Raw genomic sequence first — 23,495 nt, forward strand, 5'->3', positions numbered from 1 at the left:
TGAGTTCGCGCGAATAGCATCGTGCCGTTTGACACAAAATTTCGCGATCCGCCGTACATGGATCGGTCGATCGACGGCAAAATCGGCCGCGGGAGTTGTAAAGGGCGGATGCAGACGCAAACGATTGCGCGCGGCGCCGGCAACCCCCGCGACAAAGGAAATGGCTATGAAAACAAGAAAGCTCGGAATGGTGGTTGCGGCTTCGTTGATTGCGGTGGGCGATGGGTCTGCGATGGCGCAGCGGGCTCCATTGCATATCGAAGGTCGCATGCTCGTGCAGGTCATCGGCGAAGTGAAGGCGGTCGACGTCGCTGCGCATCGTGTCACGGTGGTGGATGCGCAGGGGAACGAGAGGCAACTCAACGTGAGTTCCGGGATGCATGATCTCGACAAGTTGCCGCTCGGCACTCGCGTCAAGAGCGGCGCGCTGCAACCCGTCACCCTGACGCCGGTGAGACAAGCGAAGCTGCAGGAGGCGCTTCCCGGCGACAAGCGCTTCGTGGCGCGAGTGACGAGCATCGACGCTGCGTCGGGCGTGGTCATGCTGAAGGATGCGGACGGCCTGCCGATCGAGGTGCGCACGCGCAATTCGGGCGAAGCAGGCGCGCTCTCGAACGGAGAAACGGTCAGAGTCGACGTCGTGAGCGATCGCTCGAGCACTTCGCCAAAAAAACATTGAGCGGCGCGCCCCTTTAGGAAATCTCTTGTGGCTTAAGTTTTCCCGCGCCCGTATGTTTAATTACTCACTGGCGGGGCCCCGCCCGCCAGTCGGGAGCGCCCGTTCATCCCCGTGTTCGTGCGCTGCGCTTGTCCCCGAGCGCTGGACGTGCTGCGTTGATACGCAGCACGTCCTTTTTTTCATGCAGACGCCGACGCGACCAGTCGAACCAAGGTGATCTCTGATGGCGCGCCCAGCCGTTTGGGCGGTCCCCAATAGCCGGTGCCCCGGCTCGTATAGACCCAAAGTCCGTTGAACTTCACGAGTCCGGCGACGAACGGCTGCTGCAGGCGCACGAAGAAATTCCACGGCAGAAACTGACCGCCATGCGTGTGACCTGAAAGCTGCAGCGTAAAGCCTGCTTCGGCGGCGGCCGTCGCGCTGCGCGGCTGGTGCGCGAGCAGGACGCGCACGCCGGCATCGTCGGGCGCGCCGCTGATCGCCTTCGCGGGATCGCTGCGATGCGCCGGATCGAAACTGCCTGCACTGAAGTCGGTGACGCCCGCGACCACGGCCTGCGCGCCGTCGTGATTCAGGACGACATGCTGATTGAGCAGCACGGTCAGCCCTAGGCGTCGGAATTCGGCGATCCACTTGTCGGCGCCGGAATAGTACTCGTGGTTCCCGGTGACGAGAAAAGCGCCATGCCGCGCGCTGAGGCTCGCGAGCGGGCGCGTGTGTTCGGCGAGATTCGGCACGGTGCCGTCGACGACATCGCCCGTCACGGCGATCAGATCCGGCTCGAGCCCATTGACGGCCGCGACGATCCGCTCCACATAGTGGCGCTTGATCGTCGGCCCGACGTGGATGTCACTGATCTGCGCGATCGTGAAGCCATCGAGCGCGGCCGGCAGATTATCGATAGGCACGTCCACGCTCACGACCGGCGCGCGCCGCCGCGCGTTGTAGAAACCGATCGCGGAGAAGAGCACGGCGAGGATCGGCACGACTAGCGCGCTATACGCGACCAGCACCGGCGAGCCGATCGGCCCGCCGCGCATCCAGTCGACGAGATGCACGAAGAACAGCAACACGTCGCGCGCAAAGGTCAGAAGCAGGAGCGACGAGAAAAACCCCAGCGCGGTGAGCCCGAACCAGGCGAGGCGGTCGGCGAGCGACTGCGGTTCGATCTGTCGCGCCGCCATGCCGAGCGGAATGACGATGACCGATGCCGCGAGCAGGATCGCCGCCAATACCTTGAGCGGCAGGCCGACGGGCGCGTCCGGAATGAGCCGCACGCCGACATAGATGTGAAACAGAACGCCGATGCCGATGAAGCGGAGAAAGAATGCCGAGCGTCGCATAGCGCTCCTGGAGGGATCGAAGAAGCGGCAAGGAGACGGGCGGCGCGCGCCCGTGCCGGATATGGCGCCGATTTTACCGGTTAGACGCCGGTCATGCCTTCGATGGCGCGCGGCGATGAAGGAGGGCCGATCGAAATTTATCGTCAGAAAGACGCGGGCGCGACGCGGGCGAGCCATAGGCGGACTGACCGGCACGAGGCGTCAAAAGAAAAAGCCTCGGCGTTCGCGGCGCCGAGGCTTCTGCATTGCACGCGCGATCACGCGCGTTCAGACGGCCATGCAGAGATACTTGATGACGACATAGTCGTCGATTCCGTAATGCGAGCCTTCGCGCCCGAGCCCTGATTGCTTGACGCCGCCGAACGGCGCCACTTCGTTCGAGATCAGGCCGGTGTTGATGCCCACCATGCCGTACTCGAGCGCTTCGGCCACGCGCCAGATGCGGCCGATGTCGCGGCTGTAGAAGTACGCGGCGAGACCGAACTCGGTGTCGTTGGCGAGGTGCACGACTTCATCGTCGGATGCGAACTTGAAGATCGGCGCGAGCGGGCCGAAGGTTTCTTCCTTCGCGACCTTCATGTCGGGCGTGACGCCCGTCAGCACGGTCGGCTCGAAGAAGCCGTGGCCGAGCGCGTGACGCTTGCCGCCCGAAGCGAGCGCCGCGCCTTTGGCGAGCGCGTCTTCGATATGCGACTCGACCTTCTGCACGGCTGCTTCGTTGATCAGCGGCCCGAGCGCCACGCCGCTTTCGGTGCCGCGCCCGACCTTGAGCTTGCCGACCGCCGCCGCCAGCTTTTGCGCGAACGCATCGTAGACGCGCTCGTGCACGTAGAAACGGTTCGTGCACACGCAAGTCTGTCCGCTATTGCGATACTTCGATGCGATCGCGCCTTCAACGGCCGAGTCGAGATCGGCGTCGTCGAACACGATGAACGGTGCGTTGCCGCCGAGTTCCAGCGTCACCTTCTTGACGGTCGGCGCGCTTTGCGCCATCAGCAGACGGCCGACGGCGGTGGAACCGGTGAACGACAGCTTGCGCACGATCGGATTGCCCGTCATTTCGCCGCCGATCGCTTTCGGGTCGCCGGTGAGGATGCTGAGGACGCCCTTGGGCAGGCCCGCGCGCTCCGCGAGCACGGCGAGCGCGAACGCGGAGAAGGGTGTGGCTTCGGCGGGCTTCACGACGATCGGGCAGCCGGCCGCGAGCGCCGGTCCGACCTTGCGCGTGATCATTGCGGCGGGGAAGTTCCACGGCGTGATCGCGGCGCACACGCCGATCGGTTCCTTCGTCACGACGATGCGCTTGTCGGCGGCGGGTGTCGCGAGCGTATCGCCGGCGACGCGCTTGCCTTCCTCCGCGAACCATTCGATGAAGGAGGCCGCGTAGGTGATTTCGCCCTTCGCTTCGGCGAGCGGCTTGCCTTGCTCGGTCGTGAGGATGAGCGCGAGATCGTCTGCGTTCGCCATCATCAGGTCGAACCAGCGGCGCAGGATGATTGCGCGTTCCTTCGCGGTTTTCTTGCGCCATGCCGGCCAGGCAGCGTTGGCGGCGTTGACGGCGCGGCGCGTTTCGCTCGTGCCCATCTTCGGCACTGCGCCGAGGGATTCGCCTGTTGCCGGGTTGACGACGTCGAAGGTCTCGCCGTTGTCGGCTTGCTGCCATTCACCGTCGATGTAGGCATCGTGACGCAGGAGCGTCGGGTCCTTCAGGTGGTCTTTCAAGCTCATTTCTCTGCGAGTCCTGGTTGGGTTTGGGGGCGCTTTTGGGTTGCTTGTCGGCGGATCCCGATTTTTTAGTGGTCTATTGGCGTTGCCCCTGTGCGGGGCGGCAGTCACTTTCTTTGCTGCTGCAAAGAAAGTAACCAAAGAAAGCAGCTTCTCCCATCCAAAGTACTTCACACCGGCCGCGGCACAGGCGATTGGCCTAATGGTCCGCCCGTAGCGAGTGCCCCCGCAAGCAGAACAGGGCTTGGATAGCGCACGGTCTGTCCCATCGCACCACACAAACAACTGGTACGGCACAAGACTGCTCCGGCCCACTTCGTGGCCGATGGGTTAATCGGGTCTGCGCGTGCTTCTTTGCTAACACTTCCATCTCACTGCAATTGCAAACCGATGGTTTCCCTTGTGGGCCCGGCGGCAGCGCGTAGCGCTGTGCCGAAGCTGTTTCGTGCTGAACCAGCGTCCTCAAGGTACTGGCTCGTCAGACCGTGCGCGATCCAAGCTGTGTTCTGCTTGTGAGGGCACTCGCTACAGGCGGACCATTAGGCCAATCGCCTGTGCCGGGGCCGGTGTGAGGTACTTTGGATGGGGATAGCTGCTTTCTTTGGTTACTTTCTTTGCAGCAGCAAAGAAAGTGACTGCCGCCCCGCACAGGGGCAGTGCTAATAGACCACCACGAATACGGGATCCGGCAACAAACCCCAAAGCACCCAAAACAAACAACACCACACGAGGCACGAGAAAAAACACCGCGCCTCGCGAAGAGAGAACAACTACAAATCAGGCAGCAACGCCCACAGTCTCCGTCAGCACATCTTCGAGAATAGCCAAAGCCTCATCGAAAACCTGCTCCTGAATGGTGAGCGGAAACAGGAACCGAACAACGTTCGAATAAACCCCACACACGAGCAGCAGCAAACCGCGCTCCAGTGCCCGCGTCTGCACGCGCTTGGCGAAGGCCGCATCCGCATCGTGCGAACCGGGCTTGCAAAACTCGACGGCGATCATCGCGCCAGGACCGCGCACATCGGCGATTTGGGGCACGTCGCCCTTGAGCGCTTCGAGCTTCGCCTTGAGCTTGTCACCGAACACGGTCGCGCGCTCGCAGAGCTTTTCATCGTCGATGATGTCGAGCACCGCATGCGCCGCCGCCACCGCGAGCGGATTGCCCGCATACGTGCCGCCGAGCCCGCCGGGCGCGGCCGCGTCCATGACCTCCGCGCGTCCGACGACGCCCGAGAGCGGCATGCCGCCCGCGAGCGACTTCGCGATCGTCATCAGGTCGGGCACGACGTCGTAGTGCTCCATCGCGAAAAGCTTGCCGGTGCGCGCGAAGCCGGTCTGCACTTCATCGGCGATGAGCAGGATGCCGTGCTCGTCGCAGATCTTGCGCAGGCCGCGCACGAAGTCCGCCGGCGCGGGATTGAAGCCGCCTTCGCCCTGCACCGGTTCGAAGATGATCGCGGCGACGCGCGTCGCCTCGATGTCCGCCTTGAACAGATGCTCGATCGCGCGCAGTGAATCCGCAACCGACACGCCGTGCAGCGGATTCGGGAACGGCGCGTGATAAACGTCCGACGGGAACGGCCCGAAGCCGATCTTGTACGGCGCGACCTTGCCGGTGAGCGCCATGCCCATCAGCGTGCGGCCGTGAAAGCCGCCCGTGAACGCGATCACGCCCGGCCGGCCCGTCGCGGCGCGCGCGATCTTCACCGCGTTCTCGACGGCCTCCGCACCGGTCGTGAAAAACGCGGTCTTCTTCGCGTGCGAGCCCGGCGCGCGGGCGCTGATCTTTTCCGCGAGCGACACATACGACTCGTACGGCACGATCTGATACGCGGTGTGCGTGAAGCAGTCGAGCTGCGCGCGGATCGCCTCGACGATCTTCGGATGGCGATGCCCCGTGTTGCACACCGCGATGCCCGCCGCGAAATCGATGAAGCGGCGGCCCTCGACGTCCCACAATTCCGCGTTTTCGGCGCGCGCCGCGTAAAAATCGCACATCACGCCGACGCCGCGCGGGGTCGCGGCGTTCTTGCGGGCTTGCAGATCGGCGTTCTTGAGGGTCGTGCTCACAGATATCTCCTTCGCGCGAGAGCGCATGTCGGTGGTGGCCGCATCGGCCGACTGAATTTAGAGTCGACTATAGTAAGATTTGGCCCTTAAGTTCAGAGCCATTTCAATAAATCTATAGGAGCCAATTCGATGTCGACGCGTGCAAGCGTGCTTTCCGACTGGCTGGCGCAGCGCATCGACCGCACGAACGGCCAGCCGATCTATCGTCAATTGCACCGGCTCTTGCAGCAGGCGATCCTCACGCGCGAGCTCGCGGCGGGGGCGAAAGTGCCGTCGTCGCGGCTGCTCGCGGCGGAACTGGGCGTCGGGCGCAACACGGTGACGCAGGTCTACGAGCAGCTCGCGCTGGAAGGCTACGTGTCGTCGGCGACGGGGCGTGGCACCTTCGTCGCGGACAGCACGCCCGACGAGATCGTTTTCGACGATGCGCCGCCCGCGGCCATCGCGCCATCCGATACGCATTCGACGCTTTCCACGCGCGGCGCGCGCCTCATTTCGGCCGCGGGCGTCTCGAAGCGTCAGGGCGGCGCGTTCATGCCGGGCGTGCCGGACGTGTCGCGGTTTCCGTCGCGCGTATGGAACCGGCTGCAGGCGAAATACTGGCGCAAGCCGCTGCCCGATCTGCTCACGTACGCGCCCGGCGGCGGCCACGCGGGGCTGCGCCACGCGCTCGCGCACTATCTGCGCACGTCGCGCTCGGTGCGCTGCACGCCGGAGCAGATCGTCGTGACGACGGGCATTCATCAATCGATCGACCTCGCCGCGCGGCTGCTCGCCGATCCGGGCGACACGATCTGGACCGAAGATCCGTGCTACTGGGGCGTGCGCAGCGTGTTGCAGGTGTCGGGGCTCGATCTGAAGGCGATTCCCGTCGACGCGGAAGGCATCGCGCCGACGCCCGCCGATCTCGCTTCGCCGCCGAAGCTGATGCTCGTCACGCCGTCGCATCAATATCCGCTCGGCATGGTGATGAGCCTCGCGCGGCGGCGCATGCTGCTCGAATATGCGCGCCAACATCGCTGCTGGATCATCGAGGACGATTACGACAGCGAGTTTCGCTACGGCAGCCGCCCGCTCGCATCGCTGCAGGGCATGGACACGGCCGGGCAGGTGATCTATGTCGGCAGCTTCGGCAAGACGCTGTTTCCGGGACTGCGCATCGGTTATGTCGTGGTGCCGGAGGCGCTCGCGGAGAGCTTCGCCACGGCGAGCGCCGAGCTGTATCGCGAGGGGCAGCTATTGCAGCAGGCGGTGCTCGCGGAATTCATCGAGCAGGGCCATTTCACGTCGCATATCCGGCGGATGCGCGCGCTCTACGGCCAGCGCCGCGACGCGATGCTCGCGACCATCGCCGGGCGCTACGGCGACACGCTCGCCATCGTCGGCGGCGATGCCGGGCTGCATCTGGTGCTGAAACTGCCCAGCCATGTCGACGACCGCGCGCTCGCCGCCGCCGCGCTCGCGCAAGACATCGTCGTGCGGCCGTTGTCGGGGTATTACGCGGTGAGGCCCGATGCGGAATCGGGATTGCTGATCGGCTATGCATGCGTGCCGGACGAGGAGATCGCGCCGGCTTTCGCAAGACTCGCCGGCGTCATCGACCGGTTTCTGCGCTGAAAGTGGCCGAAACTTCACGATTTGCTTACTGCCGTCGAAAAAATCTCGCGCAAGAACTGGCACGCGGCGCGCATGTGGAGGATGATGTGCGCCGTTTTCCGTCTTTCAGCAAGGGCTTTTCCATGACGACTTCGTCCGACCAACACTACACCGTCATCGCCGATCTCTCCGACGACGCGCCGTCGCTGCGCGAGATTCGCCACGATATTCATCGTCATCCGGAGCTTTCGTACGAGGAGACGCGCACCGCGGCGCTCGTCGCCGAACGGCTGGAAGAGTGGGGCTGGCAGGTGACGCGCGGCGTGGGCGGCACGGGTGTCGTCGGCACGTTGAAGGCGGGCGACGGCGCGAAGCGCATCGGCCTGCGCGCCGACATGGATGCGCTGCCGATCATCGAGCAGAGCGGCAAGCCCTACGCGAGCGAGACGCACGGCAAGATGCACGCGTGCGGCCACGACGGCCACACGACGATGCTGCTGGGCGCCGCGCGCCATCTCGCGCGCACGCGGCGCTTCAACGGCACGGTGCATCTGTACTTCCAGCCGGCGGAGGAGCACGGCGTCCCGAGCGGCGCGCAAAAGATGATCGAGGAGGGTCTCTTCGAGCGCTTCCATTGCGATGCCGTGTTCGGCGTGCACAACCATCCGGGCGCGCAGCCCGGCACGTTCCTGTTCCGCAAGGGGCCGTTCATGGCGGCGGGCGATCAGGTTTCGATCGTGATCGAGGGCGTCGGCGGCCACGCGGCACGGCCGCATCTGTCCGTCGACCCGGTCGTCGTGACGGCGAGTATCGTGATGGCGCTGCAGACGGTCGTCGCGCGCAACGTCGATCCGGCGCAGCCGGCCGTCGTCACCGTCGGCTCGATGCACGCGGGCACGGTGAACAACGTCATCCCGAATCGCGCAACGCTCGAACTGTCCGTGCGCTCGTTCGATCCGCAAGTGCGCGAGTTGCTGAAGCGCCGCATCAAGGATCTGGTCGAGTCGCAGGCCGCGAGCTACGGCGCGACGGCGACGGTGAAGTATCTGGAAGGCTATCCGGTCGTCGTGAATTCGGACGCCGAGACGGAGTTCGCGATTCAGGTCGCGCGCGAGCTGGTCGGCGAGCAGAACGTCGTCGCGCACGCGGATTTGCTCATGGGCAGCGAGGATTTCGCGTTCATGCTGCAGAAGCGGCCGGGTTCGTTCCTGCGCATCGGCAACGGCGCGGGCGAGGACGGCTGCATGGTCCACAACCCGCATTACGACTTCAACGACAAGAATCTGCCGGTCGGCGCGGCTTACTGGGCGCGGCTGGTGGAGCGTTATCTGGCGTCGTGACAGAAAACGCTCCACGCGCGGGGCGTCACGCCGGCAGCCTGAAACTCCCGATCGCCTCGCGCAGCACATCCACCTGATCCTTCAGCGAATGCGCGGCGGCGGCCGCTTCCTCGACCAGCGCGGCGTTCTGCTGCGTCACCTGATCCATCTCGACGACCGCGCGATTCACCTGCTCGATGCCCGCGCTCTGCTCGCGCGACGCGTGGCTGATCTCGTCGAGAATCTCGTTCACGCGGCGCACCGACTGCACGATCTCGGTCATCGTCGCGCCCGCGTTCGTCACGAGCGACGCGCCTTGCTCCACCGTTTGCGTCGACGTCTCGATGAGCGCCTTGATCTCCTTCGCCGCCGTCGCCGAGCGCTGCGCGAGGCTGCGCACTTCGGCGGCGACGACCGCAAAGCCGCGTCCCTGTTCGCCGGCGCGCGCCGCTTCGACGGCCGCGTTGAGCGCGAGAATGTTGGTCTGGAACGCGATGCCGTCGATCACGCCGATGATGTCGCCGATCTGCTGCGAGCTCGCGGTGATGCGCGTCATCGTGTCGATCACGTCGTCGACGACGCCGCTGCCGCGCGTCGCCACGTCCGCCGCCTGCTCGGCGAGACGCGCGGCCTGCGCCGCGCTTTCCGCGTTGTTCTTCACGTTGGCGGTCATCTGATCCATACTCGACGCGGTCTGCACGAGTGCCGCGGCCTGCTCCTCGGTGCGCTGAGACAGATCGGTATTGCCCGCCGCGATCTCCGATGCGCCGACGTTGATGTTGTCCGTGCCGCTGCGCACGCGCGAAACCGTCTCGACGAGTCCGCGCTGCATCGTGCTGAGCGCGTGCAAGAGGCTCGTCGTGTCGTTCGGATGCACGTCGACGGCGCCCGTCAGATCGCCGCGCGCGATGCGATGCGCCGCGCCGACCGCCAGCTCCAGCTCGCCGCCCAGATTGCGCCTGATGCTGGAGAGAACGACGAGCATCGCGGCCGTCGCGATGCCGCCGAGCACCGCCGTGATCGCGAGCCAGCGCAGCGCGCTCGCCCAGAACGCGCTCTGCACGTCGTCCATGTACATGCCGGTGACGAGATACCAGTCCCACTGCGCGAAGCGCTGCGAGTAGGAGAGCTTGCCGACCGGCTTGTCGCTGCCAGGCTTCGGCCACAGATAGCTGACGAACCCGCCGCCGGGCTGATCGCCTGCCTTGACGATGTCGACGAACAGGTGATTGCCCGCCGGATCGGTATAGGACGACAGATCCTGGCCGTTCATGGCGGCCTTGATCGGATGCATCACCATTTTCGGATGCGAATCGTTGATCGAAAGATAGCCGTCCGTGCCGTAGCGGATCGCGCCGACCACGTCGAGCGCGCGCTTCTTCGCTTCCTCTTCGGTGAGCGTCTTGTTCGCGGCGAGCGCCGCGTAGTGCGCCGTGACCGCGTACGCCTCGTTGACGAGGGTCTTCAGTTGCTCCTTGCGGTCGTCGATCATCGACGTCCGGTTTTGCCACGCCCCGATGATCCCGATTGCGATCAAGCCGATCCACAGCACGGCGATCAGCGAGCCGAGCTTTCTGTTCAACGTCATTCTGTTCATGTTGCGCCCGTCGCCCCTTTGCGTTGTCGTTGCGACGGCGCATGCCGCCGCATGCCCGCTTTACGGCAGGCAGCGGCGGCGGATGTAGGGCGGGGAATCCCGTAGGAGAGGCGCCGGGTCAGAGTCGCCGGATCGGGTCCTTGTCCGGCGGTGCGTCGGGATGCTGCGGCTCCTCCGGCCGATGACCCGGCGAAGGCGGCGTGAGCGGATCGGCTTCGGGATCGCGGTTCGGGTCCGCGACGGGATCCGGAACGGGACTGGTCTGCAGGTCGAATTTCATGATGTACCCCGAAAGGTGGTGCGGCGCTAGGCGGACTCGTGCGCCGCCGGCATGTGCAGCGTGAACGGCTGGCCCGGATGCGCGTCGCCGGTGTTCGAGAGCGCGGCGCGGGCGCGCGCGGCGATCGCATCGCTGCCAGTATCGCGCGGTTGCTCGTCGAGCACGATATGCGGCGTGCCGAGCGCGCGGGCCGCGGCGACGGGCGAGGACGCTTCGGCGTCGTCGGACAGGAGCAGGCGCGCGTTGGCGATCAGGCGCGCAAGCGCATCCGGCGCGACGGCGCCCGCGAGAAAGAGCGCAGCCGTCTGCATCGCGCCGAGAACGCCGGCGGTGCGCTCGGGATCGGGCGCGTCGCCGACGATGGCGATCTGCCAGCCCTCGGCGGCGAGCTGGTCGGCGACATCGGCATAACGTTCGGCGGGCCAGGCGGGCGCGGCATGATGGCTGCCCGGATGGATCAGTACCAGGCGGTCGCGCTCGATGCCGTGGAATGCGGCGAGTTCATCGTAATCGTCGCTCCGGGCGCGCTCGGCGGCGGGCGCAACGGCGTCCGCGCACGGCATCGCGCCCGGCGCGTCGGGGACGAGAGCGGTCGTGAGGTTGTTGTTCGACGTGGAAAGCAGCTTGGCTCGCATCTTGGCTCCTGCAAGTGGCGTGGCCTCGTTCGATGTTCGCAAATTCGCCCGGGGCCGGCGCTTGGCAAGCACCCGCCATGCCCGGGGCGTTTTTGGCGCGCCGTGCCCGAAAGCGCGCGCCGCGGACACAGATTGCGTCCTGGAATCGTGACAGTCTGAGCGCCGGTTGCAGCATCTGTCACGTATTGAAGGAGGCGCCGCGGCGCTCGTCAAGGCGTGAGATTTGCAGCGCCGATGTAAAAAAGCCGCCGCCTCGCGAGGACGAGGCGGCGGCCTGGATCGGCTTGCGCGGCGCGCGGGGTTTCAAGCGTTGCCGTCGTCGGCGGGCAGCGTCTTGGGCGTGAAGGCTTCGGCGCGGCGGCGGATGCCGTCGACTTCGCCGGTCACGAAGGTGCGCTTGTCGGCGGCGAGCGCTTCCTGATACGACACGCCTTCCGGCACGCGATGCAGCAGCGCGCGCAATTCGCCCTGAGTCGTCTGCTCGACGGGCTCGTAGTCGTACAGGCCGAGCTCCAGCTCGGCGCGCTCGTGCAGGATGAACAGGCACGACGCGAACACCGCGACGCCGAGCACTTCCTGCACGCCGAAGCGGAATTCGTGCGGCACCGGCGAGAACGGCAGCCACGCGATGAGCGCCACGCCCGCGAGCGCCACCGCGATGGTGATATTGAGCAGCAATTGCAGACGCGCGACGATGCGCTCGCGTTCGGTCTTCAGTTGCCCGGCCGACTTCGGCACGAGCGCGATGAGCGATTGTTGACGGCGGAGTTCTTCGAGCGGGAGAGCGGCCATGGAGGTTGTTGTCGAGACCATCGGAAAGCGCCAGAGCGGCGCGACACCGGTATAACGCGCGGCTTACAGGAGCGTTGACGGCGCTTTCGTCTTGTTGCGTCCTGTTTCGTCCTGTTGCACTTATGTCGTCCGGTCCCTGACGGGCGTGCGGATCGTCGCGGTGCCGTCCGCAATCTGCTGCGCGAAGACGAGCGCCTCGACGATCGTCCCGAACACTTCCGCGCGCACTTTGTCGTCGGTCAGGCGCATCAGATACGACGGGTGATAGGTCGGCACGATGATGTGCCCCTTGTGCTCGATGGTCTTGCCGAGATACTCGGACAGCGCCGTGCGATGCCCGGTGAGCGCCTTCAGCGCCGTCGCCCCGAGCGCGACGACGACTTTTGGCGCGATGCGCTTCAGTTCTTCCTCGAGCCAGTAGCGGCAGGCCTCGCGTTCGCGTTGCGCGGGCGCCAGATGCGCGCGCTCCTCGCCTTGCGCTTCCCATTTGAAATGCTTCACGGCGTTCGTCAGATAGAGCGATTCGCGCGCGATCTGCGCCTCGTCGAGCGCTTCGTCGAGCAGCTTGCCGGACGGACCGACGAACGGCTTGCCCTCGCGATCTTCCTGATCGCCTGGCTGCTCGCCGACCAGCATCACGCGCGCATCGCCGGGACCGACGCCCGGCACGGCCTGCGTCGCGTTGCGCCAGAGCGCGCAGCGCCTGCACGCGTCGAGCGACGCCGGCTCGGTCAGCATCGTGCCCTTGATCGGCTCCAGATCCGTGTTAATGGCCACTTCCATCTCGGGCGGCACGTTGCGCGGATGGCGGTCGCGCCGTGAGTAGGGATCGGCGCGGGAGATCAGCGCGGGATCGGTGCGCGCGTTCTTCGGGCTTTTCCAGTAGCGCACCGGCATATGCGACGCCATTTCGGCGGCGTTCGCCTGCGCGGGCGCGAAGGTGCTCTCGTAATACGCGAGCCAGAGCGCCTCGATGGCGTCGCCGCTCACGGCCTCGCCGCTCATCGCCGTGTCGCCGAAGTCCATCGGCTTTTCCTCCGGTTCGCTCGTGCGGTCCACGCGCAGGAGTGCGCCGTCCCAGAACGCGGCGCCGTGCGGCGTGGCGATCATCCACGTGGCGTTGCCCATGCGCGCAGCGAAATGCATCGCGGCGTGCTCCAGCAGGTCGTGCACCGGCTCGAACCAGCTGATGAACTCGGGCGGCCCGAGCGACGAATCGCGATGCCGGAAGCGCAGCACCTTGCGCATCTCACGCTCCTCGGCCTCGACCGATTCGATCATCCGGCGCAGCCGATGCCCGTCCGCGTCCGCCGGCGAGGCGATCGCGCGGTCGCCCTGGGTCCAGCGCCACAGCGCCTTGTAGAGGAACGGCCAGCGGTCCGGCGCGCGATAGCACGCAGCCGTTTCGAGCATCGCGAGGAATTCGCGCGCGACCTTGACCGGCTTTTTGGCGTTCGGATCCAGCGAGCCGGGCGCAGGCGGGTCGATGGTGCCGAACACGGTTGCCGATGCATCGGTTTCGAGCCACTGCACGTTTTCCGGACGCGCGTCCTGCATGAGCAGATTGCGCGCTTCGGTACGCCAGGCAGCAAACGACGGATCGATGGTGACGCTTTTCATCGGCGAGCGGAATCAGAAAAGTACTGTATATCCATACAGTAATTCTAGCGATGTAAGCTGCCTCTCGGCAACTATTTAGAGACGATCGTGCCCTTTGAGCACGATGCGGCGGGCAGGGAACGGCCATTGCTGAAATTCATCCATCGCGGCGTTCGATTGCCTGCGTAGATATTCGACACGGAGCCTCCATGCTTGCCATCGTCATTCCCGCTCACAATGAAGCCGCGCATATCGGCGCGTGCGTGGCGGCTGCGCGTCGCGCGGCGGATCATCATCAGTTGTTCGGCGAGGCGGCGCGCGTGATCGTCGTGGCCGATGCCTGCGTCGACCAAACCGCCGACATCGCGCGTGCGCTGGGTGCGGAGGTGTCGTGCATCGACGCGCGCAACGTCGGCATCGCGCGCGCGCATGGCGCACAGCGGGCGCTGGCGCTGGGCGCGCGCTGGCTCGCGTTCACCGACGCCGACACGACCGTCGCGGAAGACTGGCTCGTGCGCCAGCTCGACTGCTGCGCGGACGCGGTGTGCGGCGTGATCGGCGTGCATGACTGGTCGCCGCACATCGGCGCGGTGCGCGAGCACTTCGGGCGCACTTACACCGACGCGGACGGGCATCGGCATATTCACGGCGCGAATCTGGGCGTGTCGGCGAAGGCGTACGTGCGGGCGGGCGGATTCGCGCCGCTGGAGTCGAGCGAGGACGTGGCGCTCGTCGAGGCGCTGCTGGCGACCGGCGCGCGAATCGAGTGGAGCGCGTCGCCGCGCGTGGTGACGAGCGCGCGGACGGATTTTCGGGCGAAGCAGGGATTCGGCGCGACGCTCGTCGAAGTCGGCAAGCGCTATCTGCCGATCGGCGCGGACGCCGCCGGTTCAGCGGACGCCGTGCCGATCGCGGCCTGACGATGAGCGATCGCTTTCAACCCTGCCCGAGATCGCTCGGCAAATCCACATCGCGCAGCACGTTCGAATCTTCCACTTCGACGACGAACGGCTTGTGCGTCGTGAAGATGCCGCGCGCGCCCGCATCGCCGTCGAGCGTGGCGAGCCCCTCGCGATGCACGATGCCGAAGCCCACCGGATGTCCGCGCTTGCCGCGATAAAAAGGCGCGGTCAGCGGTTCGCCGCCATCGAGCGCACGGGCGACCGCTTCATAGGTCGACGGCTCGATCCACGGCATGTCGCCCAGCGCGACGAGCCAGCCATCGGCTTCCGGCGTCGCCCGCACGGCGGCGGCGAGCGTCGCACCCATGCCGCGCTCGGCGTCGACGCTGAAGATGACGTTGCAGCCCGCTTCGTTGAGGACATCGGCCAGCTTTTCGGCGCCGGGCCGCACGACCGCGATCACTTCGGCGGACACCGCGAGCAGCCTGCGCGCCGACTGGAACACCATGGGCGTGCCGCCGGGCAAGGTGGCGAGCAGCTTGTTGTGGAGTCCGGACGGGTCGAAGCGGGTGCCGAGACCCGCTGCCAACAGGATGCCGGTCGCGTTAGACGAATAAGTCATCGCGGCTGCTCGTATGGGGGTTGAATCGGGATTGTGCGGCGCATCGAAAAACGTCGCAAGCACAAAAAAGCCGGCGGCCACGACGGCCGCCGGATGTGCCGTTTCACATCACGTCATCATCGGCGGCAATACTTTGTCCAGCGTGATCGGCAGATCGCGCACGCGCGCGCCCGTCGCGTGATAGACCGCGTTGCCGAGCGCGCCCGCCACGCCCGTGATGCCGATCTCGCCGATTCCCCGCGCGCCGTGCGGATTGATATACGGATCGGGCTCGCCGACGAACGAGATATCCAGCATGCCGATATCCGCGTTCACCGGCACGTGATACTCCGCGAGATTCGCGTTCGTGTAGCGGCCGTAGCGCGCATCCAGCTCGCTTTTCTCGAAGAGCGCCGAGCCGACGCCCCACACGATGCCGCCCATCAACTGGCTATGCGCGGTCTTTTCGTTGAAGAGCGTGCCGACGTCGTAGACCGCGACGATGCGCGGCACGCGAATGATCCCGAGGTCCGCGTCGACATGCACTTCCGCGAACACCGCGCCGAAGGAGTGGAACGCGTACTGCTTCTTCTCGTCGCCGGGGCGCGTCGTCGCCACCGCTTCGATTGCGCGGCCGCCGTTGCGCGCGATGATTGCCGCAGCCGGATCGCGCCTGTCCGGGCTCGACAGACTCACGACCCAGCCGTTGGACACGGTCACGTCCTCGCGCGCGAGACCGGCGACGGGCGATCCACGATCCGCGAGCGCCATCGCAATGAGCTGATCGCGCGCCTGCAACGATGCCGCCCGCACCGCCGGCGATACGCTCGCAGCGGACTGCGAGCCGCCCGACACCGGCGCCTTCGGCAAGGACGAATCGCCGAGCGCGAAGCGCACGTAATCGAGCGGAAAGCCGAGCGCGTCGGCGGCGACCTGCGTCATGATCGTGTAGGTGCCGGTGCCGAGATCCTGCGTGCCGGAGGCGACCATCGCGGTGCCGTCGGGCAGGATGCGCGCCACCGCCGACGCCTCGCTGCGGTTCGCCGGATACGTCGCCGTGCCCATGCCCCAGCCGATGAGCGTATTGCCCTCGCGCATCGAACGCGGCGCGGCGCTGCGGCGCGACCAGCCGAACTTCTCGGCGCCGCGCCGATAGCATTCGAGCAGCGACTTCTCCGACCAGGGCTTCTTCTCCTGCGGCTCCATGTTCGCGTGATTCCTGATGCGGAACGCGAGCGGGTCCATCTTCAACTGGTAAGCCATCTCGTCCATTGCCGATTCGAGCGCGAACGAGCCGCTCGTCTCGCCGGGCGCGCGCGTGAACGTCGGGGTGCCGATGTCGAGCTTCACGAGCTTGTGCGAGGTCGACTGGTTCGGCACCGCGTACAGCATGCGCGTGACGATCGCGGAGCTTTCGGTCCAGTCTTCGAACGTCGACGTGGTCGAAATCACATCGTGACGCATGCCGGTCATGATGCCGTCGTCGCGCGCGCCGATCTGGATGCGCTGCTCCGTGTACGGCCGGTTGCCGATCATGCCGAACATCTGCGGACGTTCGAGCACGAGCTTGACGGGCCGGCCGGTCTGCTTCGCCGCCATCGCCGCCAGCACGACGTGCGACCACACCGAGCCCTTGCAGCCGAATCCGCCGCCGACGAACGGGCAGATCACGCGCACGTGATCGTCGGAGATGCCGAAGAACTTCGCGACCGCGCTTTTCGCACCCGACACGCCTTGCGTCGCATCGTAGAGCGTCAGATCGGGGCCGTCCCAGCGGGCGACCGTCGCGTGCGGCTCCATCGGATTGTGATGCTCGTAGGGTGTCGTGTAGACGGCGGAGAGGCGCGCCGGGCCTTGCCTCAAGCCGGCGTCGACATCGCCGCGCCGCGTCGCGATCGCGCGCCCCATCATCTTTTCCGGCTGATAGGCGGAAGGCTTCGCGCGCTCGAAATCGGCGTTGGGCACCGCGGCTTCGTAGCGCACGTCGACATGACGCGCCGCGCCTTGCGCGTGCTCCAGCGTGTCGGCGACGACCACCGCCACCGGCTCGTTGCTGTAGCGCACCTCGCCGGTCTGCAGCAGGGTGAGCTTGCGCACGGCGGGCGGCTGCGCGTCGGGGACGCCGTTGTTGGGCAGACGCATCGCGTTCTGATACGTCATGACGAGCAGCACGCCGGGCATCGATTGCGCGCGGCTCGTGTCGATCGACGCAATACGCCCCTTCGCGACCGTGCTCGTGACGAGCACCGCATGCGCGAGCTTCGCGTCGGTGTTGTCGGCCGAATAGCGCGCCTGGCCGGTGACCTTCAGCACGCCGTCGGTGCGATCGAGTGGTTTTCCGATGACAGTCATGCGACACCTCCGGCCTGTTGAACCGCGCGCACGATCGCGCGCTGCGCGAGCGCCACCTTGAACGCGTTGTCGCGCTGCGGTTGCGCGCCTTGCACGGCGAGCGCGGCGGCGCTTTGCAGCGTCAGCTTGTCGAGCGGCTGGCCGACGAGCGCGCGTTCGGTCGCGTTCGCGCGCCACGGTTTGTGCGCGACGCCGCCCAGCGCGATGCGCGCGTTCTTCACGGTGTTGCCGTCCATCTGCAACGCGGCCGCGACGGACACGAGCGCGAACGCATAGCTCGCGCGGTCGCGCACCTTCAGATACTTCGAGTGTTCCGCGAAAAGCGGCGGCGGCAGATCGACCGACACGATGAGCTCGCCCGCCTGCAGGGTCGTGTCGAGATCAGGCCTGTCGCCCGGCAGCCGATGAAATTCCGCGAACGGAATGGCCCGCTCGCCGTTCGGGCCGGTGACGCGCACGACAGCATCGAGCGCGGCGAGCGCGACGCTCATGTCGGACGGATTCGTCGCGATGCATTGACGGCTCGCGCCGAGAATCGCGTGCATGCGGGTGTGGCCGTCGATCGCCGCGCAGCCGCTGCCCGGCGCGCGCTTGTTACATTGAGGAAAGCCCACGTCGTAGAAATACGGGCAGCGCGTGCGTTGCATCAGATTGCCGCCGACGGTGGCCATGTTGCGCAATTGCGCCGACGCGCCCGCGAGCAGCGCCTGCGACAGGAGCGGATAGCGCTCGCGCACCCACGCGTGATTCGCGGCATCGCTGTTGCGCACGAGCGCGCCCAGGCGCAGGCCGCCGTCAGGCAGCGCGGTGATGCCGTTCAAGGCATCGATGTGCGTGATGTCGACGAGCTTCATCGGCCGCATCACGCCGCCTTTCATCAGGTCGAGCAGGTTCGTGCCGCCGCCGATGAACATCGTGCCAGGCTGGCTCGCCGCCGAGAGCGCAGCGCCGATATCGGCGGCGCGTTGATAGGAGATCGCGTCCATGTGCGTCTCCTTCAGGCGGTGCCCGACGCGACGGCTTTCACCGCCGCGACGATGTTCGGATATGCGCCGCAGCGGCAGATGTTGCCGCTCATGCGCTCGCGGATTTCGTCGTCGGATAGCTGCGCCGGGCGAAAACGCACGTCGGCCGTGACCGCGCTCGCGTCGCCGGCGCGATATTCGGCGATGAGCGCGGTGGCCGAGCACAACTGCCCGGGCGTACAGTAGCCGCACTGAAAGGCGTCCTTCTCGATGAACGCGCGCTGGATCGGCGCGAGCGTATCGCCGTCGGGCGCGAGGCCTTCGACGGTCGTGACGGATTCGCCGTCGTGCATCACCGCGAGCGTCAGGCACGAGTTGATGCGCCGGCCGGACACGATCACCGTGCACGCGCCGCACTGGCCGCGATCGCAGCCTTTTTTGGTGCCGGTGAGATTCGCATATTCGCGCAGCGCGTCGAGCAGCGTCGTGCGCGCCTCGACCTGTAGTTCGTACGGATGGCCGTTGATGGTGAGCTTCACGGGCATCATCGGCAAGGCGGCGGGCGCGGGCGCCGCGGCCGGCTGCTGAGCACGCGCGAGCGGCGCGGCGGTCACGGCGGCGGCGGCCGCCGCCGATTGCAGAAAGCGCCGGCGCGACGGTTTTTTCACGGCCTCGCTGGCGTCGGTTGTGGGCACATTGACTGGGGACATGGCGATCGAAGGCTCCTCGCTCGTTCGAAAGGGCGCCGGCAGGCTCCAGTCTCCATGGGGCATTCGCCCGCGACCGATTGCGACGTCGATGCGCGAGCGCCCGATTGCCCGAGTCCGGTCCGGTGCATGGGAAGGCGCGGGCACGTGAACCCCGGCGGACTGTAAGACGGCCGTATGTTCGCGTGCGCACAATGTTCGAAGCGAGCAAATCGGGTGCCAGGTACACGATTCGCATCGGGGCATGCGGCAAGTTTCCCCGGGCTATCCTGATCGTTTCGATTGCCGTACCGATCAAAAACACAGTTTGTGATGTCTCGCCAGTGCGCGGCGCTTCAAAATGTCGGATTCGCCATTACTCGACACGAGTTTCCCGCCTCGCATGACGCCTTCGGAAATTGATTGCTATCACCTCGCCGTGGCCTGCTACTCGAAGGGCGACAACGCCGGAGCGCTGGCGCGCCTGGCCCCGCTTCTGTCTCGCGTTCCCGCCGATGTCGAAGCGCTGAATCTCGCCGCCGCCTGCGCCTACGGTTCGAACCGGAAGGATCTCGCGGAAGACTACTGGCGGCGCGCGATCGACGAGCATCCGCGGGAAGCGGGACCGTACAGCAATCTCGGCAATCTGTTCACGGAGCTCGACCGGCTCGACGAGGCGCAAACGGCCTATCGGCAGGCGCTCGACCTTCGCCCGGACTTCGCGCAGGCGCACTACAACCTCGCGAACGTACTGGACCAGCTCGGACGCACCGGCGAAGCAGAGCAGGCATTTCGCCGCGCACTCGATATCGAGCCGGATTTCGCGCAAGCGCATTTCAACTTGGCCGCTCTGCTGAACCGGCTGGACCGTCTGACGGAAGCCGAATCGGCCTATCGCCGTGCGCTCGCCGCGCGGCCCGATTACGCGGAGGCGCACAACAACCTCGGCAATCTGCTGGTGAGCCTCGGGCGCGCCGACGAGGCGGAGGCTCATTTGCGCCTGGTCGTCGCGGCTCGGCCCGAGTGGGGCGACGGCTATTACAACCTCGGCAACGCGTTGCGTGAAGGCGATCGCCTGCCGGAAGCCGAAAGCGCCTATCGCGAGGCGCTTGCGCTGCATCCCGGACATGCCGGCGCGCTCGACAATCTCGGCGGCCTGCTCATGCGGCTCGGCCGCGGCGAGGAGGCCGAAGCGTGCTATCGCGAGGCGCTCGCCCGCGATCCGTCGAACGCGGACAAGCACATGAACCTCGGCTTCGCTATTTATCACGCGAGCATTTTCGGACCGCGCCCCCGATTCGATGAAGCCGAACATGCTTTTCGGCAGGCGCTTTCCTTGCGGCCGGATCTCATCGGCGCGCACGGCAATCTCGGGCTGGTCCTGAAAGAGCAGCGTGGACGTCTCGCGGAGGCAGAAGCCATATTTCGCGAGGCGCTGCGTTTCGATCCGCATTCGGCTTCTTCCAAAGTGAATCTCGCGGCTGTCCTGCTGCGCACGGGCCGATACGAGGAAGGCTGGCCGTTGCTGGAGGCCCGCTACGACGCGAACCCGGAAAGCGTTCCCCTCGGCGCGCTTCATTGGCCGCTCCCGCGATGGCGGGGCGAGTCCTTGCAGGGCAAGACGCTGTTCGTTCTGGCCGAGCAAGGTTACGGCGACAACCTTCAGTTTTGCCGCTATCTGCCGATGCTCAAGCAGCGCGGACTCAGCAAACTGACGATGATCTGCCCGCCCGCGCTGAAGCCGCTCCTCGAAACCGTCGCAGGCGTCGATGCATGCGTCACGCCCGCCGATCTGGAGGGGGCGTTGCATGCGGACTACTGGTGTCTTTTGCTGAGCCTTCCTTTCCTTACCGGCACGACGCTCGAAACCATTCCTGCATCGGTTCCCTATATCGAGGCGCGCCCGGAGCGCGTCGACGCGTGGCGCGCGCGCTTGCCCGCGGACTTGCCGAAGGTCGGCGTGGTCTGGGGCGGCGAGCCGCGCGCCTGGGCGATCGAGTCCACCGCGCACTTCACCCGGCGTCATGTCGATGCCCGGTTTCTCGCGCCCGTGCTCGAATCGCCCGGCATCGCCTTCGTCAGTCTTCAGCAAGGACCGGTGGCGCGCGCGCAGGCGGGCGGACTGCCCGCGCGTTTGCGTCCATTGGACCTGATGGACGACGTCGCCGATTTCGCCGATACGGCGGCGATCATCGAGTCGCTGGATCTCGTCATCACGGTAGACACGTCGGTCGCACATCTGGCGGGCGCGCTCGGCAAGCCCGCGTGGATCCTTCTGTGCTCGAACGCGTGCTGGCGCTGGCTGGAAGATCGCGACGACTCGCCGTGGTATCCGTCGATGCGCTTGTTCCGGCAGTCGCAGCCGGGCCGCTGGGACGACGTGATCGATCGCGTGACGTCGGAGCTATCGATCTGGCGTGCGGCGCAGGCCCGCAACTAACCGTCTTTCGGCGCCGACGCCGCGATTATTTGATGAGCGCGAGCGCATCTCTGAAGCGCGGATGCCGAAAACTGCCGAGCCATCCAAAAATCGCCGTTTCGACGGTCGTGAGCCGCGCGCCGTCCTGTTGCGCCCGTTCGAGCGCGATGGTGCGATCGGCGGCGCGGCGGGACGCGACCGCGTCCGCCACGTATTCCACGCGATAGCCGAGCCGCAGCAGCCCGAGCGTCGTCAGCAGGACGCACACATGCGCTTCCGCGCCGGCAACCCATACAGTCGCGGGCGCGGGCGGCAGTGCGTCGACGAAGGCGGGTTCGAGCGTCGCATCGAACGTGTGCTTCTCGATGCCCTTGGCGGACTGGAGATCGCGCAGCAACGCATCCGCGGTCCCGCCGAGCCGCTGTGGATTCTGCTCCGTGAAGACCACCGGCACGTCGAGCAGATTCGCCGCCCGCAACAGCGTGCCGGCGCGCTCCGTCAGACGTTCGGCGCCATCCAGATGCGGCAGCAGCCGCGCCTGCATGTCGACGATGACGAGCATCGCGCTACGCCTCGCTCTCCATGATGCGGTCGATGAGCCGCGCATTCTCGCCCGCGGAGCCGATGCCCGCGTGCTTGGCCATCGGCACGAAGAAGTGCGTCGCGATCGGCAGCTTCGAGCGTTCGAGCCAGTTGGTCAGATGCGCGGCGAGTCGCTTCGCCGGCGTCTTCAGTTCTTCGCGCAGCACGCCGGGCAGTTTCTCGAAGTGACGCATGTCGGTCTGATACGGCTCGGGCGCGACGCAGAGCGCGTTGGGCCGCCCGTCGACATCGACGGGAAGCCGTTCCAGCGCCTGATGCAGCAGCGCGACGCCCAGGCCTTCGCCGCGCCACGGCTTGCGCACTTCCCACAGGCTGATGTAGATCACGCGGTGCGCGTTGAAGACCTCGCACAGCTTTTCCGGGCCGAGCGCCTCGGTCGAGGCCAGCGCGAGCGAAAGCATTTCGCCCGAATACGTGTCGAGCGTATAGACGAGATCGGCGCTGCTCGTGAGCGGCGGCACCTTGACGAGCTGCAGCCGCACCGCCGCCGCGACGATGTCGCTGCCGGCCTCGTGAAACACGGCGAACGCGGTGCCGAGGCGCTCGTCATCGACTTGCGGATATTCGTGCCGATAGGTCATCGTGAAAAGAAACGGCCCGATCTTCTCGCGATAGGCGAGCGGCCTGTCGACGTCGTAATCGTCCACGCCGTCGAGGCCGTAGGGATCGTAATCGCGCTTCTCGCGCCGCTCGCCGTTTTGCGCGGCCGCGGCCAGCGCCGCGAGCGGGCGGCGCGACTCGGGCACGAGATCTTCCGGGAGGCCTTCCCATGTCAGGCGCAAAAACTCGCGGCCGCCGCGATAGTGCGTCTCGAAGAGCGAGAGCACGGGCTCGCCCGCGACCGGGTCGAGGATGCGCTGCGCGCATTCGTAAGCGCGGTCGAGCAACTGATCCGCTTCGGCGGGATCGGGCGACAGATGCGGCTCGCTGTCCTGCGGCGCGGCGGGCAAGCCTCTTGCGACGCGTTCCTTGTGAGCGAGCTCGAGCCATTCGTCGGCGGCGCGTTCGGCGATGAAGCCCGCCGCGATGCGATAGCCCGTCAGCACGATCGACTGGCCGGTGCGGCCGAGCGGGAACACGTATTCGTCGTTCATGGCGTCGTCGACGGTGACGCCGCGGAAGGTTTCGCGCGGCGCGCTCACATTGGCGGCCGCATCGAAACGGTCATGGGACAGCACGTGGGCGACGAGGTCGGAGGCGGCGGGACCGAACTCGGATCCGGCGCCGGGAAGCAGCTTCAGCAGGGACAAGGTACTCGCGGTGCTCGTGGTGCCGGTCATGCTCGTTGTGCTCATGAGTGCCATCTCCGATCGTGAAGGGTTATCGTAA

General features: G+C 66.3%; 19 protein-coding genes. 5 read left to right on the forward strand and 14 right to left on the reverse strand.

Features of this window, described 5'->3' with window-relative positions:
* Positions 1-28 precede the first annotated feature (28 nt).
* A complete protein-coding gene (locus tag U4Y90_RS05225; RefSeq protein ID WP_321792919.1) occupies positions 29-679 on the forward strand; it encodes a hypothetical protein in 651 nt (216 codons plus the stop codon).
* Between the two features lie 179 nt (positions 680-858).
* Here the strand turns inward: U4Y90_RS05225 and U4Y90_RS05230 are convergent, their stop codons facing one another.
* The 3 genes from U4Y90_RS05230 to gabT all read right to left on the reverse strand — a co-directional run bounded on the left by U4Y90_RS05230 (position 859) and on the right by gabT (position 5,820).
* Positions 859-2,022, reverse strand: a complete 1,164-nt coding sequence (locus U4Y90_RS05230) for a metallophosphoesterase (RefSeq protein ID WP_321792921.1) — start codon at positions 2,020-2,022, stop codon at positions 859-861.
* Between the two features lie 267 nt (positions 2,023-2,289).
* Positions 2,290-3,750: an NAD-dependent succinate-semialdehyde dehydrogenase gene (locus U4Y90_RS05235; RefSeq protein WP_321792923.1), complete on the reverse strand. Its 1,461-nt coding sequence runs from the start codon at positions 3,748-3,750 to the stop codon at positions 2,290-2,292.
* Between the two features lie 774 nt (positions 3,751-4,524).
* Positions 4,525-5,820 (reverse strand): 4-aminobutyrate--2-oxoglutarate transaminase, encoded by a 1,296-nt coding sequence (gene gabT, locus U4Y90_RS05240; protein ID WP_321792925.1) that lies wholly within the window; start codon positions 5,818-5,820, stop codon positions 4,525-4,527.
* A 129-nt stretch (positions 5,821-5,949) separates the two neighbouring features.
* Between gabT and U4Y90_RS05245 the strand changes: the two genes are divergently transcribed.
* Together U4Y90_RS05245 and U4Y90_RS05250 are read left to right on the forward strand one after the other, a co-directional pair.
* On the forward strand, positions 5,950-7,437 hold the full coding sequence (locus tag U4Y90_RS05245; RefSeq protein WP_321792927.1) for a PLP-dependent aminotransferase family protein: 1,488 nt from the start codon (positions 5,950-5,952) through the stop codon (positions 7,435-7,437).
* A 122-nt stretch (positions 7,438-7,559) separates the two neighbouring features.
* Entirely contained in the window at positions 7,560-8,756 is a 1,197-nt protein-coding gene (locus U4Y90_RS05250) for a M20 aminoacylase family protein (RefSeq protein WP_321792929.1), read from the forward strand.
* 25 nt (positions 8,757-8,781) lie between these two features.
* Here U4Y90_RS05250 and U4Y90_RS05255 read toward each other — a convergent pair whose 3' ends face one another.
* The 5 genes from U4Y90_RS05255 to U4Y90_RS05275 form a co-directional block, all read right to left on the reverse strand.
* The gene (locus U4Y90_RS05255; protein ID WP_321793437.1) at positions 8,782-10,323 is read right to left on the reverse strand and encodes a methyl-accepting chemotaxis protein; all 1,542 of its coding nucleotides are present in this window, start codon (positions 10,321-10,323) and stop codon (positions 8,782-8,784) included.
* 127 nt (positions 10,324-10,450) lie between these two features.
* Complete coding sequence (locus U4Y90_RS05260) at positions 10,451-10,612, reverse strand: hypothetical protein (protein WP_321792931.1); 162 nt, start codon at positions 10,610-10,612, stop codon at positions 10,451-10,453.
* A 26-nt stretch (positions 10,613-10,638) separates the two neighbouring features.
* Positions 10,639-11,247, reverse strand: a complete 609-nt coding sequence (locus U4Y90_RS05265) for a glycosyltransferase family 9 protein (protein ID WP_321792933.1) — start codon at positions 11,245-11,247, stop codon at positions 10,639-10,641.
* 303 nt (positions 11,248-11,550) lie between these two features.
* Positions 11,551-12,039, reverse strand: a complete 489-nt coding sequence (locus tag U4Y90_RS05270; protein WP_321792935.1) for a hypothetical protein — start codon at positions 12,037-12,039, stop codon at positions 11,551-11,553.
* A 120-nt stretch (positions 12,040-12,159) separates the two neighbouring features.
* Positions 12,160-13,659: a UdgX family uracil-DNA binding protein gene (locus U4Y90_RS05275; protein WP_321792937.1), complete on the reverse strand. Its 1,500-nt coding sequence runs from the start codon at positions 13,657-13,659 to the stop codon at positions 12,160-12,162.
* 188 nt (positions 13,660-13,847) lie between these two features.
* Here U4Y90_RS05275 and U4Y90_RS05280 point away from each other — a divergent pair, with 188 nt between their 5' ends.
* Positions 13,848-14,558, forward strand: a complete 711-nt coding sequence (locus tag U4Y90_RS05280; RefSeq protein ID WP_321792939.1) for a glycosyltransferase — start codon at positions 13,848-13,850, stop codon at positions 14,556-14,558.
* Positions 14,559-14,574: 16 nt separating this feature from the next.
* Here the strand turns inward: U4Y90_RS05280 and U4Y90_RS05285 are convergent, their stop codons facing one another.
* The 4 genes from U4Y90_RS05285 to U4Y90_RS05300 all read right to left on the reverse strand — a co-directional run bounded on the left by U4Y90_RS05285 (position 14,575) and on the right by U4Y90_RS05300 (position 19,168).
* Positions 14,575-15,162, reverse strand: a complete 588-nt coding sequence (locus U4Y90_RS05285) for a nucleotidyltransferase family protein (RefSeq protein WP_321792941.1) — start codon at positions 15,160-15,162, stop codon at positions 14,575-14,577.
* Between the two features lie 108 nt (positions 15,163-15,270).
* Positions 15,271-17,493 carry a xanthine dehydrogenase family protein molybdopterin-binding subunit gene (locus U4Y90_RS05290; protein WP_321792943.1) on the reverse strand — a complete coding sequence of 741 codons (2,223 nt, stop codon included), beginning with the start codon at positions 17,491-17,493 and terminating at the stop codon, positions 15,271-15,273.
* Positions 17,490-18,479, reverse strand: a complete 990-nt coding sequence (locus U4Y90_RS05295) for a xanthine dehydrogenase family protein subunit M (protein WP_321792945.1) — start codon at positions 18,477-18,479, stop codon at positions 17,490-17,492. The genes U4Y90_RS05290 and U4Y90_RS05295 overlap by 4 nt, the downstream gene beginning before the upstream one ends.
* Positions 18,480-18,490: 11 nt before the next feature.
* Positions 18,491-19,168: a 2Fe-2S iron-sulfur cluster-binding protein gene (locus U4Y90_RS05300; protein ID WP_321792947.1), complete on the reverse strand. Its 678-nt coding sequence runs from the start codon at positions 19,166-19,168 to the stop codon at positions 18,491-18,493.
* 379 nt (positions 19,169-19,547) lie between these two features.
* Here U4Y90_RS05300 and U4Y90_RS05305 point away from each other — a divergent pair, with 379 nt between their 5' ends.
* On the forward strand, positions 19,548-21,584 hold the full coding sequence (locus U4Y90_RS05305) for a tetratricopeptide repeat protein (RefSeq protein WP_321792950.1): 2,037 nt from the start codon (positions 19,548-19,550) through the stop codon (positions 21,582-21,584).
* A gap of 25 nt (positions 21,585-21,609) precedes the next feature.
* On the opposite strand, the gene U4Y90_RS05310 is transcribed toward U4Y90_RS05305, so the two are convergent.
* Together U4Y90_RS05310 and U4Y90_RS05315 are read right to left on the reverse strand one after the other, a co-directional pair.
* On the reverse strand, positions 21,610-22,125 hold the full coding sequence (locus tag U4Y90_RS05310) for an isochorismatase family protein (RefSeq protein WP_321792952.1): 516 nt from the start codon (positions 22,123-22,125) through the stop codon (positions 21,610-21,612).
* A gap of 4 nt (positions 22,126-22,129) precedes the next feature.
* The gene (locus tag U4Y90_RS05315) at positions 22,130-23,461 is read right to left on the reverse strand and encodes an inositol monophosphatase (protein ID WP_321792954.1); all 1,332 of its coding nucleotides are present in this window, start codon (positions 23,459-23,461) and stop codon (positions 22,130-22,132) included.
* Positions 23,462-23,495: the final 34 nt, after the last annotated feature.

Origin of the sequence: Caballeronia sp. J97 (assembly GCF_905220305.1) — a bacterium.
Classification (GTDB): domain Bacteria; phylum Pseudomonadota; class Gammaproteobacteria; order Burkholderiales; family Burkholderiaceae; genus Caballeronia.

Excerpts from the sequence above, each read along its gene's own strand:
- U4Y90_RS05310 (WP_321792952.1), bottom strand. The coding sequence starts at position 22,125 with ATGCTCGTCATCGTCGACATGCAGGCGCGGCTGCTGCCGCATCTGGAT.
- U4Y90_RS05235 (WP_321792923.1), bottom strand. The coding sequence starts at position 3,750 with ATGAGCTTGAAAGACCACCTGAAGGACCCGACGCTCCTGCGTCACGAT.
- U4Y90_RS05315 (WP_321792954.1), bottom strand. The coding sequence starts at position 23,461 with ATGAGCACAACGAGCATGACCGGCACCACGAGCACCGCGAGTACCTTG.
- U4Y90_RS05295 (WP_321792945.1), bottom strand. The coding sequence starts at position 18,479 with ATGGACGCGATCTCCTATCAACGCGCCGCCGATATCGGCGCTGCGCTC.
- U4Y90_RS05290 (WP_321792943.1), bottom strand. The coding sequence starts at position 17,493 with ATGACTGTCATCGGAAAACCACTCGATCGCACCGACGGCGTGCTGAAG.
- U4Y90_RS05245 (WP_321792927.1), top strand. The coding sequence starts at position 5,950 with ATGTCGACGCGTGCAAGCGTGCTTTCCGACTGGCTGGCGCAGCGCATC.
- U4Y90_RS05280 (WP_321792939.1), top strand. The coding sequence starts at position 13,848 with ATGCTTGCCATCGTCATTCCCGCTCACAATGAAGCCGCGCATATCGGC.
- U4Y90_RS05305 (WP_321792950.1), top strand. The coding sequence starts at position 19,548 with ATGACGCCTTCGGAAATTGATTGCTATCACCTCGCCGTGGCCTGCTAC.
- U4Y90_RS05265 (WP_321792933.1), bottom strand. The coding sequence starts at position 11,247 with ATGCGAGCCAAGCTGCTTTCCACGTCGAACAACAACCTCACGACCGCT.
- U4Y90_RS05260 (WP_321792931.1), bottom strand. The coding sequence starts at position 10,612 with ATGAAATTCGACCTGCAGACCAGTCCCGTTCCGGATCCCGTCGCGGAC.
- U4Y90_RS05250 (WP_321792929.1), top strand. The coding sequence starts at position 7,560 with ATGACGACTTCGTCCGACCAACACTACACCGTCATCGCCGATCTCTCC.
- U4Y90_RS05230 (WP_321792921.1), bottom strand. The coding sequence starts at position 2,022 with ATGCGACGCTCGGCATTCTTTCTCCGCTTCATCGGCATCGGCGTTCTG.
- U4Y90_RS05285 (WP_321792941.1), bottom strand. The coding sequence starts at position 15,162 with ATGACTTATTCGTCTAACGCGACCGGCATCCTGTTGGCAGCGGGTCTC.
- U4Y90_RS05275 (WP_321792937.1), bottom strand. The coding sequence starts at position 13,659 with ATGAAAAGCGTCACCATCGATCCGTCGTTTGCTGCCTGGCGTACCGAA.
- U4Y90_RS05300 (WP_321792947.1), bottom strand. The coding sequence starts at position 19,168 with ATGTCCCCAGTCAATGTGCCCACAACCGACGCCAGCGAGGCCGTGAAA.
- U4Y90_RS05255 (WP_321793437.1), bottom strand. The coding sequence starts at position 10,323 with ATGACGTTGAACAGAAAGCTCGGCTCGCTGATCGCCGTGCTGTGGATC.
- U4Y90_RS05270 (WP_321792935.1), bottom strand. The coding sequence starts at position 12,039 with ATGGCCGCTCTCCCGCTCGAAGAACTCCGCCGTCAACAATCGCTCATC.